This window comes from Hymenobacter sublimis, from assembly GCF_023101345.1.
Taxonomy (GTDB): domain Bacteria; phylum Bacteroidota; class Bacteroidia; order Cytophagales; family Hymenobacteraceae; genus Hymenobacter; species Hymenobacter sublimis.
Window position 1 is genome coordinate 2,040,900 of the sequence record NZ_CP095848.1, and the last position, 12,415, is coordinate 2,053,314.

Consider the following 12,415-nt stretch of genomic DNA (forward strand, 5'->3'; position numbering starts at 1 on the left):
CATGAACACCTCTTTTCCTTCCGAACTTAAACCCGGCCTGAGCGGCACCTTGCCCAAGTGGCAGCAGCCCGAGAAGGTAGCCGGCTGGGTGTTTCTGGGCGGGGTAGTGGCCGCCGGCGTGTACGGCTGGGGCACCATCGTCCCCTTTCTGGTCGACATGGTGTTCGACACCGTGAAGCTGGGCATTGGCCTGGGCGTGCTGTTTGGGGCCTTTCTGCTGCTCACTAACCCGCGCATCAAAGCGGGTTTCTGGTACGCCGGGCAACGGATTTTCCGCACGGCGGCGGGCATCTTCGTCAACACCGACCCCATCGGCATCATGGAGGACTACATCCGCTCTACTGGGCAGGAAGCGCGCAAGATGGAGGAGGAAGTGGGCCACGTGGAAGGCGCTCATGAGTTGGTGAAGCGCAAGCTGGAAGCCAACACCCTGCAGATGCGCGAGTACCTGGCCCTGGCCGACTCGGCTACCCGCCAGCGCGAGCCCGACGCGGCCGAAAGCTACGCTTCCCGCGCCGCCCAGCTTCAGGAATACAACCAGCGCCTGCAGCCCATGCTCACCACCACCCAAAACGTGAGCCTGGTGATGCGCCAGATCCTGAAAGCCGCCCTGCGCCAGATCGACAACAGTAAATTCAAAGTCAATCTACTCAAGGACGAGTACGAACTGGTGAAGCGCACCTGCTCCGGCATGCGGGCCGCCATGAACATCCTGCGCGGCGACCCGGACAAGAAGTACTTCTTCGACCTGGCCACCGACCGCGTGGCCCAGGACATGGCCCAGCAGCTCGGCCAAATCAAGCAGGCCATGCGCTACAGCCAGGAGTTCGTGAAGGAAATGGACATCCAGAACGGCGTCATGAGCGAGAAAGGCCAGCGCCTGCTCGAAAATTACCAAAAAGGCGAGTTCAATGCCCTCCTCGACGAGAAGCCCGCCCCCATGACCTCCGCCCAAACCCGCACGGCCACCACCGACGCCTACCGCAGCCTGCTGGAGTAACGCCAGCGGCTAGGAGACAGGAGCTAGAAGACAGAATTACAGCTACTTCCCCCTGGCTCCTTTCTTCTCTCAAGTTTCCTTCCACTGTCCTTTCGGCTTAGTATTTCAACCTCGGCACCACGCTCCGCCTACCCCTATTCTAGCTTCAAACTCCTCTCTTATAGCTTCTTACAACCATGACAACTCGCGGTAAAATTGTACTGGGCGCCCTGCTTGTGGCGCTGCTCTACTTCGGTATTAACAAGGTGGTGTCAAGTGGACTCATCTTCAAGAAAGCGGCTACTGAATCGGTGCTGCTGAACTCCATTGAGCTGCCCGCGGCCAACGGCGGCTCGCGCAGCAACGTGGTGGTGCCCTTGGCTCCGCTGCCCTCCACTACGCCCGCCGAGAAGGGCACGCCCGTGGTGTGGGAGGTAATGGCCTGGAACTCGCAAATGGCCGGGATGCTGGCCAACGGCGGCCCGCGCACCACCCAGGGTTCCAGCATGGCCGCCGGCGGCCTGGACATGCAGATTGTGCGCCAGGACGACGTAGCCAAAATGCAGGCCGACTTGGTGAAAAACGCCCTGGACTTGCAGCAGAACCCCGAAACGCCGGGCCTGCTAGTGAGCATCATGGGCGACGGGCTACCGGCCTTCTCGGCGGTGCAAACCCAACTGGAAAAAGCCGGCACTAGCCTTCAAATCATTCCCTACTCGGTAGGAAAGTCGTTTGGTGAAGACAAGCTCATGGGCCCCAAAGAGTGGCTCGACAACCCGAAAGGCGCCCTGGGCAAAACCATTGCCTGCTACCTGCGCGACGGGGACCAGAACATTGCCCTGAAGTGGTGCGCCGATAATGGCCTGAAAGTCAACCCCGACGAAACCACCTACGACCCCGAGGCCGTGAACTTCCTGGCCGCCTCCGACTTCCTAGTAGCCGCCGAGAAGTACATCATCGGCAAGCCGGAGCAGCGCGTGAAGGTGGTAAACGGCAAGAATACCGGCGTGAAAGTAGATGTAGTGGCCGACGCCGTAGCCACCTGGACGCCCGGCGACGTGAACATTGCCCGCCAGAAAGGGGGCCTGGTGAACATCGTCTCGACCAAGGACTACAGCAACCAGATGCCCAACATCATGGTCACGACCAAGCGCTGGTACGATGCCCACCCGAAAGAAGTGGAAGCCCTGATGACTGCCTTCGCTGTGGCCGGCGACCAGGTGAAAAGTCACCCCGAAGCCCTGAGCCGCGCCGCCGATATTTCGGCCCAGGTGTACGGCGACAAGGACAAGCCCGGCGCCTACTGGCTGCGCTACTACAAGGGCGTGAGTGAGGCCGACCGCAACGGGGAGGTAGTGGAGCTGGGCGGCAGCAAGGCCTTCAATTTCGCCGACAACCTGGCTTTGTTTGGCCTGAACGAGGGCGGCACCAACATTTACGCGGCCGTGTACAAAACTTTCGGCGACGTGCAGAGCCGCCTCTACCCCCGCGAGCTGCCCAGCTACGTGCCCCTGACCCAGATGCTGGACCTCACGCCTCTGAAAAAGCTCCAGGACAAGTACCGCGGCAAAACCCTGGCCCCGGCCGAGCAGCAACGCTTCGCCGCCGATGATGAAATCCGCCAAAGCGTAAGCAAGCGGGCCTGGAACATCGAGTTCAACACCGGCCAAAGCTCCTTCACGCCGGCCGCCGAGCGCCAGCTTCAGCAGCTCTTCAACGACCTGGTAGTAGCCGGCCGCCTGAAAGTAGCCGTGCACGGTCACACCGACAACGTGGGCGACCCGCAGCGCAACCAGCAGCTTTCCGAGGATCGGGCCCTGGCCGTGGAGCACTGGCTGGAGCAGCGCAGCCGCAGTGCCTTCCCCGAAGGCCGCGTGCAGGTGTACGCCCACGGCGCCCAGGAGCCCGTAGCCCCCAACGCTACCCCCGAGGGCAAGGCCAAGAACCGCCGCGTGGAAATAGTGCTGGGGAATTAGAGGGTGTGAGTGTAGGCGGGTAGGAGTTGTGTCATCCTGAGCCCTGCGAAGGACCTTCTCACTATAGAACAGCTCTGCACCCTCTGCGTCAAACACTGCGTCCTCTGCGGGCTAAGAGCATTCGAGCCGCATTGCGCAGCTGTGAAACGGTCCTTCGCCGGGCTCAGGATGACAACTCTTTACCTGTTACGCGTCACCCCATCACAAAAAATGAAAAGCCTCTTCCTACCCAACGGCCGCTTACCCCGCACCATGTTTGCCCTGATGGCGGCGGCCCAAGGTGCTTTGCTGCTGCTACTGTGGCTGTTGTATCCGCTGCGCCTGTTTCCTTCGCTTGGTGATGTGCTGCGCGCTTTGGCCGATATGGTTACTACCCAGGGACTTATTCAGGAGCTGTGGGCCAGTATGACCACGGCCCTGCAGGCCCTGGGCGTGGCCACGGTGCTGGCCCTGCTGATTTCCTACCTCACGGCCCTACCCTTCTTCCGGCCCCTGGCCTACGCGGCCTCCAAGATGCGTTACCTCACGCTTACCGGCCTCACCTTCTTCATGGCCCTGATGGTCAGCTCGGGCCACGAGGTGAAGCTGTCGGTGCTGATTTTCGCCACTACGGTGTACCTCGTGACGGGCATGACCCGCGTGATTCTGACCACCACCCAGCAGGAAATGGACCACGCCCGCACCCTGGGGCTGGGCGAGTGGCGCAGCTTCTGGGAGGTAGTCGTGCTGGGCAAGCTGGCGGAGATGCTGGAGGTAGTGCGCCAGAACTTCGCCATCATCTGGACGATGATTACCCTGGTGGAAACCCTTTACCAATCAGAAGGTGGCATTGGCCTGCTGCTCTACAAGCAAAACCGCTACCTCCACCTCGACGGGGTAGTCGCCATTCAGCTCGTCATCCTCGCCGCCGGCGCCGCCCAGGACTACCTATTTAGTCTCCTGCGCCGGATGTTTTTCCCTTATGCGGAGCTGGCGGCCGTGCAGTGATGAAGCAGGAATGCCCCAAGTAACGCTAGCTCGTCATTCCGAGCTTGCCGAGGAATCTCGCGTGCTGCCGTTGCCACACTATCTGTCCTGCTGAGCCCCGCGAAGCATCTCCACTACTTCGTTTGATTACTGCTTCAACATTAGCATGCGAGATGCTTCGGCTGCGCCGCTGCAGGACGGCCTGGAGCGGTCAAAACGTCAAACTCACCATTTCACTATTTCACCATCTCACCGCCCATGACTCCCTATTTCTACAAAGCCCCCGTTCTGACGCTCGACAATGTGTCCATGCAGTTCGAGGGCGAAACCATCCTGCGCGACATTTCGGCCCAGGTGCTGGACGTGTGCCGGCCGGGCATGAGCCAGGGGCAGGTGGTGGGCTTCTACGGCCGCTCAGGCATGGGCAAATCGGTGCTCTGCCGCATTATGGCCGGGCTGATGGCCCCGAGCCAGGGTACGGTGCTGGTGGGCCAGGAGCAGCAGGAAGTAGCGCCGGGCGCGGTGGGCTTCGTGCAGCAGCAGTACCCGCTGTTCAACCACCGCACCCTGCACGACAACCTGCTGGTAGCCGCCGCCCGCAAGTACCCCGATGCCGTCGAAGCCCGGCGCCAAGCCGATTCCTACCTGGAGCGGTTTCAGCTGGCCGGGCACCGCCGCAAGTACCCGGCTCACCTCTCCGGCGGGCAGCGCCAGCGCGCCGCCATTGCCCAGCAGTTGCTTTGCTCCGACCACCTCATCCTGCTCGACGAGCCCTTCTCCGGCCTCGACGTGGCCATGATGGACGAGGTCAAGAAAATCATCCTCGAAGTAACCACCATGGATGAGTTGAACACCGTCGTCATCGTCTCCCACGACATCCAGACCACCACCGCCCTCTGCGACCGGCTCTGGCTGCTGGGCTACGAACGAGACACCAGCGGCCAGCTGCTACCTGGCGCCACCATCAGCCCCCAGCACCAATACAACCTCGCCGAAATGGGCCTGGCCTGGCACGAAAACGTGGAAGCCGAACCAGAGTTTAACCGCTTCGTGGAGCACCTAAAGGATGAGATTCGGGGGAGTGCGTGAGGATAAAATTGAACGGCTGTAAAGACGCGACACTTCGCGTCTCCTCGTTGAACAACCATTCCAGAACGGATACCTTGCTTTTAACAACTCTCTAACTTATTGTTCAACGAGGAGACGCGAAGTGTCGCGTCTCTACATCGTGCTAAAAATTAGAATACAGTATGGCGGATCTTTATCAGGACAAATACCGAATCCCTTCTACCCGTTTGCCAGGCTATGACTACGGACAAAGTGGGGCCCATTTCGTGACAATCTGCACTAAGGATCGGCAACCGTATTTCGGTAGTATTGAAGCTCCCGGCGGTAATTGGGATGCTGCTTTTCTACGGCCGTCGGTGCTCGGAGAGAAGGTGCGGAAATGCTGGGCAGCTATTCCGCAGTTTGCGCCGTTCGTGCACCTGGATGCGTTTATCTTGATGCCAGATCATATGCACGGCATACTACTGCTCGATAAGGATGAACCGGTAGGACCCGGCACGTCTCTGCAACCATCCGGCAATCGTTTTGGCCCACAGTCGCAAAACTTGGCGTCCGTCTTGCGCGGCTTTAAATCGGCGGTGACAACATATGCCCGGTATCACAATCTGGAATTTCAATGGCAAACTCGCTTCCATGACCGGGTGATTCGCAGCAGCGTGGAGTTGGAGAAGATTCGAAACTACATTATCACCAACCCAGGCCGCTGGGAAAAAGAACTCGACAACGGCCAAGGCCTTTACCGCTGAACGATGTAGAGACGCGACACTTCGCGTCTCAGCGTCAGAACGACCAGGAACTGCGCAGTCTAAACAACGTCAGCAACGATTGAGACGCGAAGTGTCGCGTCTCTACATCGTGCTACTTTTGCCTAATTTTTCATTCTTAATTCCCTCCATGCCTTCCGGAACACTCTTACTCATTGACGACGAAGCCCGCCTGCGCCAGCTCTTGGCGCGAGTGCTGGAGTTGGAAGGCTATTCCGTGCTGCAAGCTCCTGATGCCAGCCGCGGCCTGGAGCTGCTGCAGCAGCACGCCAACGAGGTGCTGGTGGTGGTGTCCGACGTGAAGCTGCCCGATGCCCACGGCGTGGACCTAATTCCGCGCCTCAAGGCCAAGGCGCCCGATATGGAGATTGTGCTGCTCACTGCTTTCGGTACCATTCCGGATGGGGTGCGGGCCATGAAGCAGGGCGCCTTCGACTATCTCACCAAGGGCGACTTTGAGCAGCAATTGGTGGTAGTAGTGGAGCGGGCCGCCGAAAAAGCCCGCCTGCGCCGCCGCGTGGCCGAGCTGGAGCGGCGCATGAGCCAGCGCTACAGCTTCGAGAGTATGATTGGCGCGGCCCCCGCCCTACGCCGCGCCCAGGACCTGGCCCGCCAAGTAGCTCCCACCGACAGCACCGTGCTGTTGGAAGGGCCTACCGGCGCGGGAAAGGAACTGTTTGCCCAGGCCATCCACGAGGCCAGTGAGCGGAAACACAAGTCGTTCGTGGCCGTGAACTGCTCGGCTTTCCCCAAGGATTTACTGGAATCGGAGCTGTTTGGCTACAAGAAAGGCGCGTTTACGGGGGCCTTGGCCGATAAGAAGGGTCTGCTGGAAGAAGCCCACGGCGGCACCTTGTTTCTAGATGAAATTGGGGAGCTGGAGCTGAACGTACAGGCCAAGTTTCTGCGGGTGCTCGAAACACGCCAGTTTACCAAGCTCGGCGACACCAAGCCTACCAGCGTGAACGTGCGCATCGTGGCCGCCACCAACCGCAACCTCAAGCAGGAAGCCACCGCCGGCCATTTCCGCCCCGACCTCTACTACCGCCTCTCCGTGTTCACCATCAACGTGCCCAGCCTGCAGGAGCGCGCCGCCGATGTGCCCGCCCTGGCCGAGTACTTCCTACAGTACTTCGCGGCCCAGCTGCGCAAGCGTCTACCCGGTCTGGAGCCCGAGTGCGTGGACCTACTGAGTCGCTACGAGTGGCCGGGCAACGTGCGCGAGCTAAAGAATGTGCTAGAGCGCGCCGCCATCCTGGCCCCCGCCGACCAGCCCCTTGCCGCTGGCTACCTCCCCGACGAGTTCCAGGTGCTGCCTGCCCCCTTCAGCCCCGACGCCGACCCTACCGACCAAAGCCTGCGCGCGGTGGAAGCCCGCCACATCCGGCAAGTGCTCCACCAGTGCCAGGGCAACAAAACCGAAGCCGCCCGCCGCCTCGCCATCGGCCTCACGACCCTCTACCGCAAGGTGCAGGAGTATGGGCTGTGAGCTTTTTAGGGTGTGAGGGTAGGCGGGTAAGGGTTTAGGAGGGAATTGGCGTCCGGAGCCCGCGCCTCAACAACTTGCATCCGAACGACTCTGCGCATCCCTCTGCGAACCTCTGCGATAACCAAAGCCCCAACGCCCCCGGCGCGGTAAGGTCCTTCGCAAGCTCAGGATGACAGTGCCATTTTACCTCCCCAACTCCTACCCGCCTACCCTCCTACCCTCACCATGTCCCTGAAACTGAAAATTCGCCTCAGCATTCTGGTAATGCTGACTTTACTGCTGGGCTTGGGCGGGTACACCATCCTCACTATTCAGCAGTTGAACGTGGGGACGCGCAGCATCCAGCGGGCCAACTTCCGGTCGGTGGAGTACGGGGAGCAGATGCTGCGGGCCCTGGAGCAGTTACAGGATCAGCCCGCGGCAACGGCGCCGCTTGCCCAGCTCCGCTGGGCCCTCACCCGCGAGGCGGCCAACATTACCGAAGCTGGCGAGCTGGAGCTGGTAGACACCCTCACCCAGCAGGTAGCCGAGTATCAGCGCCTCGTGGATGACCGGGCACCTACCCCCCAGCAGCTCGCCAAACTCCGCCAACTCCGGGCCGAAACCCACCGCATGATGCAGCTGAATGCGGCTTCCTTCAACGCCCAGACCGCCCGAACCGCCCTAGCTGCCGGCCGCGCCCGCCATACTGTGCTCCTACTCCTGTTGCTGAGTACGGCCGTGGGGCTGGGCCTAATTGTACGGCTGCCGCGGGTGGTGCTGCGGCCCCTACGCCGTCTGCGGGCCGATGTGGAAGACGTGGCCAGCCCCGGCCCGGCCACCCGCGTTTCCATTGCCAAAAACGACGAGGTAGGTGCCGTGGCCCTGGCCCTAAACCGCGCCTTTGGCTACATGCAGGACCAGCGCAGCGTGACGCGGGCGGCCCTGGCCACCGAGCGCAGCCGCCTAGAAAGCCTAATCGAGCACCTTGATGAAGGCCTGCTCCTGCTCGACCCCGAGCGCTGCGTGCTGCTGGCCAACCCCGTAGCCCGGGAACTACTGGGCCGCACGGCCGCCGACCTGGTAGGCCAACGGGCCGAGGAGCTGAGTCGGGAATCGACGCTGTTACACGATTTATTCCGGCCGCTGCTAGAACAGGAATCCGTCCGGGCCGGTGAAACGCCCGCCCCTGTAATGCTCACGATTCACGGCCCCGATGGCGACCCGACCTATTACCAGCTCACGCTCAACCATATCGTGAGCCGCAACCGTGAAACGGAGCGCACTGAGTTTGTGGGGCATATCTTGTCCCTACGTAATGTGTCGGACTTCAAGAAGCTGGATGAGGTAAAATCGAGCTACCTCGCCACTATTTCGCACGAGCTGAAAACGCCACTCGCCAGCATCAAGCTTAGCCTGATGCTACTCCAGGACGAACGCACGGAACCCGAAGAGCGCCAGCGCATTGCCGACGGTATCCGCGACGAAACGCAACGCCTACTGGGCATGGTGGGCCAACTGCTGGCCGTGTCGCGGCTAGATGCTGGTGCTGGCATTCAACTTGACCTTCAACCGATTACCCTGGCCGAGGTGGTCGCCTACGCCACCGACACGGTGCAGCCCCAACTCGACGACAAGGAGTTGCAGTTACAAGTTGAGCTGCCCGCCGACTTGCCCGCTGCCCGCGCCGACGTAGAAAAAACAACTTGGGTTCTTATCAATCTGCTGGCTAACGGCATCCGGTACTCCCCGCGCGGCGCGGCCCTTACGGTGCGGGCGTACCACCACCAGGAACAGCTCGAAATCAGCGTGCAGGATTGCGGACCGGGCATTCCGGCGCAGTACCATGAGCGTATTTTTCAACGATTTGCCCAGATACCTAACACCACGGGTCATAAGGGCAGCTCAGGCCTGGGCCTCAGTATCTCGCGGGAATTTATTGCCGCCCAGGGCGGACGGCTCTGGGTGGAAAGTCAGCCGGGGCAAGGCAGCCAATTCCGATTTACCCTACCCCTGGCAACACCGGAGAAAGTATAGACAGATTTTGGCAGTCTGGCTATGTCACAAATAGCTTGTTTTTAGCTGAGTTAGATTAGCCTCTTCGTTCATTAACCTCTTATGTGTCTGCACAGGGCCAATATCACCCCAGAAAAGACCTGCATAAGCGTTGTCACAAGATGCTAAATTCAGGCCTTGGCAGACACGCAAGAGTACACCACCTTTGAGCATCCCTCCGGCGGCTGGCTGTCCTTGCTCCAGTTGTCACTAGTATCCCCGTCCCCTTTCCACAACCAGCTACTCGAAGGCCAGAGCTTCCCGCTCTGGCCTTTGTGTTTTCCCTTTATCTGGATGCTGAGTTTACGGTATGAAAGCTTTGGCCTGCTCACCCGCGTGTGTGCTGGGTAGCCGCTGCCCTTACTAGGAATTGAGCAAACTGAACGCGGCGGATTGTGCCGTATCTTTGCAGTATCATGAAAGCTCCTGCCGACTCTTTTGCGTCCTTGTTGACCCAACATGGCCTGCGCCAAACGCCGGTTCGGCGGGGCGTACTGCGCCTGTTGGTTTCGTCGCCTTTTGCCCTGACCAGCCACGAGCTGGAAAGTGCCCTCGGCGACGACACGGACCGCATCACGCTTTACCGCACCCTCAAAACGTTCGAAGAAAAGGGGCTAATTCACCGTGTTATTGATAATACGGACGTTATCCGGTACGCGGCCTGCTCCGACCACTGCAGTGAGCATTCCCACTCCGATGACCACGTGCACTTCAAATGCACCCAGTGCCAGCACACCTACTGCCTCGACCACATTACCATTCCGCCGGTGCTGCTCCCCGCTGGCTTTCGGGTTGAGTCGCGCGACTACCTGCTGGCGGGCGTGTGCCAGCAGTGCCAGCCCCGCTAGCTACGCCACCGCTAAACAGCAGGCCCGCCGGAATAGTCTGGCGGGCCTGCTGCTGTTTGGCGGTAGTGTACCCTTAGTGGCCGCGGGCTAGCAGCGCAATGCCTATTACAATGCTGGCTAATCCCAGTGCCTGCGACCAGGAGAGGGCTTCACGCAGCACTACCAGGCCTAGCACCGCTGTCAGCAACACCGAGCCGCCCACAATTACGGGTGTACCCACGGACGAAGGCACCCCGCGGCTGAAGACTACAAACGTCAGGATTTCGGCCAGCCCTACCCCTAGCCCGGCCAGTACCGCCAGCCCCGCGCCCGTGGTCGTTACCTGCAGAGGCTGGCCTTTCAGGTGTAGCCATACCAGCCACAGTCCACCCAGGCTGGCCGCTACCAGCTGCAGAATAACGGCGCCCGCCGCAGCCGATACGTGGTCAGCGGCCAGCTTGATGAAGAAGTTGTAGCAGGCTAGACACAGAGCCGTCAGCAGGGCCAGAACAAGCCAGGGCATGCCTACTGCACGGTTAGCCGGGCCAGCAAATCCTGCTGTAGTTGCTGCCAGTTGGCCGCATCGCCCGATGCGGCCCAGCGGGCCTGTAGCGCGGAGCTTTTGAGTACCGCTTCCACGGCTTCCTGAGCCAGTTCGGCCAGTTCCTCGTCGGCGTCCATGCCATTCACGGCCAAGGTCAGGCCCGGCAGGAAGTCGGCGCCGGGGTGGCCGTGAATAGCCGCTACAATTTCGGCGGCGGCTAGGGCCTGGCTGGCTTCCTCCTCGTCCAGTTCTTCTTCCGCTTCGGCGGCCGTGGCCAGCACCTCGTAGAGTAGGGCTTCGTTGGGGTTGCTGCGGAATTCCTCGGCCAGGTCAGCCGCGGCATCGTTATCAAAATTGTGGTAGTCCCAAGTGGCCATGTCTATTATATAAGAGTTCTGACAGTACAATGACTGCCAATCTATTTACTTACGGCAAGTGCTAGCGGCGGGGTGCCTCATGCGTGCCCAGGTAGTGCGTTTTCATCTGCCGGAAGGTATACTGGCACGTAGTTACATTCAGGGCAGGAAACTCGCGAGTAGTAATTGGCGCCACAGCTCCTTAGGGCTCATCGACAACCTGAATGCCCCAGAATAAGCCTGGTCCGGAGCAATATTCCGGAGCAATATAGAGAGTGAGGCTAGAACCGGAGTAGCCCGGAAAGTAGACTGACGTACGAGTCTAATGCACCTATCAACTACGCCAGCACCAACAAAACGGCCGTTGCTATTAGCTGCATCTTACTTAAACTTCTCTTTGAGCAGCTCCACTTCAATGGCGGGCGAAATTTTCTCGTAGAGCACATGATACGCGGCTGCGGTGATGGGCATATTCACCTGGAGCTTGCGGTTCATTTCGTAGATGCTTTTCACGGCGTAGTAGCCTTCCGCCACCATGTTCATTTCCATCTGGGCCGATTTGACGGAGTAGCCCCGGCCCACCATGTTGCCAAAGGTGCGGTTGCGCGAAAACTGCGAGTAGGCCGTTACCAGCAGGTCGCCGAGGTAGGCGGAGGCCGACAGGTCGCGGGGCTGGGGGTTCAGCGCGTGCACAAACCGGCGGATTTCCTGCACCGCGTTGCTGACCAGCACGGCCTGGAAATTGTCGCCGTAGCCCAGGCCGTGGGCAATGCCACAGGTCAGGGCAATGATGTTTTTCATCACGGCGCAGTACTCAATGCCGTCGAGGTCCTGGGCGGGGTTGGCCTTCACGTAGCGGTTGCGCAGCAGGCGGCTGAAGTCCTCGCCCAGTTCGGCATCCGGCGAGCCGATGGTCAGGTAGCTTTGCTTTTCCAGGGCCACCTCCTCGGCGTGGCAGGGGCCGGCCACTACCCCCAGGCGGGTGTGGGGTAGCCGAAAACGCTCGGCCACGTAGTCGGTTACCAGCACGTTTTTGCCCGGAATCATACCCTTAATGGCGGAGATGATGCGCTTATTTTTCAGCGCATCCCGGTCGAGCTTATCCAGGGTGCTTTGCACGAAGGCGGCGGGCACGGCCAGCACCAGCCAATCGGCTTCGCGCACGGCCGCTTCTAGGTCGTTGGTGGGAAATACCCGATCCAGATCATGCGCCACGGAGGAGAGGTAGCGGGGGTTGTGGCGGGTGCGCAGCAGGTGCTGCACGTCTTCCTTGCTGCGCATCCACCAGTGGACGCGGCTGCCATTTTCAGCGAGAATTTTGGTCAGCGCGGTGGCCCAAGAGCCGCCGCCAAGCATGGCTATTTTTTCCAAGGGTGGGAAAGTGGTGAGGTGGTGGGGCAGTGGTGAACGGG

11 protein-coding genes are annotated in these 12,415 nt (G+C 60.4%); 8 read left to right on the plus strand and 3 right to left on the minus strand.

Annotation, left to right across the window (positions count from 1 at the left end; all coding sequences use genetic code 11):
- The first annotated feature begins 1 nt into the window (after position 1).
- The 8 genes from MWH26_RS08610 to MWH26_RS08645 all read left to right on the plus strand — a co-directional run bounded on the left by MWH26_RS08610 (position 2) and on the right by MWH26_RS08645 (position 10,124).
- Entirely contained in the window at positions 2-1,000 is a 999-nt protein-coding gene (locus MWH26_RS08610; protein ID WP_247976876.1) for a PspA/IM30 family protein, read from the plus strand.
- 176 nt (positions 1,001-1,176) lie between these two features.
- Positions 1,177-2,955, plus strand: a complete 1,779-nt coding sequence (locus MWH26_RS08615; RefSeq protein ID WP_247976877.1) for an OmpA family protein — start codon at positions 1,177-1,179, stop codon at positions 2,953-2,955.
- A 210-nt stretch (positions 2,956-3,165) separates the two neighbouring features.
- Positions 3,166-3,942, plus strand: a complete 777-nt coding sequence (locus MWH26_RS08620; RefSeq protein WP_247976878.1) for an ABC transporter permease — start codon at positions 3,166-3,168, stop codon at positions 3,940-3,942.
- A gap of 237 nt (positions 3,943-4,179) precedes the next feature.
- Positions 4,180-5,010 carry an ATP-binding cassette domain-containing protein gene (locus tag MWH26_RS08625; protein WP_247976879.1) on the plus strand — a complete coding sequence of 277 codons (831 nt, stop codon included), beginning with the start codon at positions 4,180-4,182 and terminating at the stop codon, positions 5,008-5,010.
- A 161-nt stretch (positions 5,011-5,171) separates the two neighbouring features.
- A complete protein-coding gene (locus MWH26_RS08630) occupies positions 5,172-5,735 on the plus strand; it encodes a transposase (protein ID WP_247976880.1) in 564 nt (187 codons plus the stop codon).
- Between the two features lie 148 nt (positions 5,736-5,883).
- Positions 5,884-7,242 carry a sigma-54-dependent transcriptional regulator gene (locus MWH26_RS08635; RefSeq protein WP_247976881.1) on the plus strand — a complete coding sequence of 453 codons (1,359 nt, stop codon included), beginning with the start codon at positions 5,884-5,886 and terminating at the stop codon, positions 7,240-7,242.
- A 225-nt stretch (positions 7,243-7,467) separates the two neighbouring features.
- Positions 7,468-9,258, plus strand: coding sequence for a sensor histidine kinase (locus tag MWH26_RS08640; RefSeq protein ID WP_247976882.1), 1,791 nt, complete (start codon positions 7,468-7,470; stop codon positions 9,256-9,258).
- Positions 9,259-9,692: 434 nt separating this feature from the next.
- Positions 9,693-10,124, plus strand: coding sequence for a Fur family transcriptional regulator (locus MWH26_RS08645; protein WP_244696209.1), 432 nt, complete (start codon positions 9,693-9,695; stop codon positions 10,122-10,124).
- 73 nt (positions 10,125-10,197) lie between these two features.
- On the opposite strand, the gene MWH26_RS08650 is transcribed toward MWH26_RS08645, so the two are convergent.
- The 3 genes from MWH26_RS08650 to MWH26_RS08660 all read right to left on the minus strand — a co-directional run bounded on the left by MWH26_RS08650 (position 10,198) and on the right by MWH26_RS08660 (position 12,374).
- Positions 10,198-10,626 carry an EamA family transporter gene (locus MWH26_RS08650; protein WP_244696210.1) on the minus strand — a complete coding sequence of 143 codons (429 nt, stop codon included), beginning with the start codon at positions 10,624-10,626 and terminating at the stop codon, positions 10,198-10,200.
- 2 nt (positions 10,627-10,628) lie between these two features.
- Positions 10,629-11,024 (minus strand): DUF4259 domain-containing protein, encoded by a 396-nt coding sequence (locus MWH26_RS08655; protein ID WP_247976883.1) that lies wholly within the window; start codon positions 11,022-11,024, stop codon positions 10,629-10,631.
- A 360-nt stretch (positions 11,025-11,384) separates the two neighbouring features.
- On the minus strand, positions 11,385-12,374 hold the full coding sequence (locus MWH26_RS08660; protein ID WP_247976884.1) for an NAD(P)H-dependent glycerol-3-phosphate dehydrogenase: 990 nt from the start codon (positions 12,372-12,374) through the stop codon (positions 11,385-11,387).
- Positions 12,375-12,415 lie beyond the last annotated feature (41 nt).

Excerpts from the sequence above, each read along its gene's own strand:
- MWH26_RS08655 (WP_247976883.1), bottom strand. The coding sequence starts at position 11,024 with ATGGCCACTTGGGACTACCACAATTTTGATAACGATGCCGCGGCTGAC.
- MWH26_RS08635 (WP_247976881.1), top strand. The coding sequence starts at position 5,884 with ATGCCTTCCGGAACACTCTTACTCATTGACGACGAAGCCCGCCTGCGC.
- MWH26_RS08650 (WP_244696210.1), bottom strand. The coding sequence starts at position 10,626 with ATGCCCTGGCTTGTTCTGGCCCTGCTGACGGCTCTGTGTCTAGCCTGC.
- MWH26_RS08645 (WP_244696209.1), top strand. The coding sequence starts at position 9,693 with ATGAAAGCTCCTGCCGACTCTTTTGCGTCCTTGTTGACCCAACATGGC.
- MWH26_RS08615 (WP_247976877.1), top strand. The coding sequence starts at position 1,177 with ATGACAACTCGCGGTAAAATTGTACTGGGCGCCCTGCTTGTGGCGCTG.
- MWH26_RS08610 (WP_247976876.1), top strand. The coding sequence starts at position 2 with ATGAACACCTCTTTTCCTTCCGAACTTAAACCCGGCCTGAGCGGCACC.
- MWH26_RS08640 (WP_247976882.1), top strand. The coding sequence starts at position 7,468 with ATGTCCCTGAAACTGAAAATTCGCCTCAGCATTCTGGTAATGCTGACT.
- MWH26_RS08625 (WP_247976879.1), top strand. The coding sequence starts at position 4,180 with ATGACTCCCTATTTCTACAAAGCCCCCGTTCTGACGCTCGACAATGTG.
- MWH26_RS08620 (WP_247976878.1), top strand. The coding sequence starts at position 3,166 with ATGAAAAGCCTCTTCCTACCCAACGGCCGCTTACCCCGCACCATGTTT.
- MWH26_RS08630 (WP_247976880.1), top strand. The coding sequence starts at position 5,172 with ATGGCGGATCTTTATCAGGACAAATACCGAATCCCTTCTACCCGTTTG.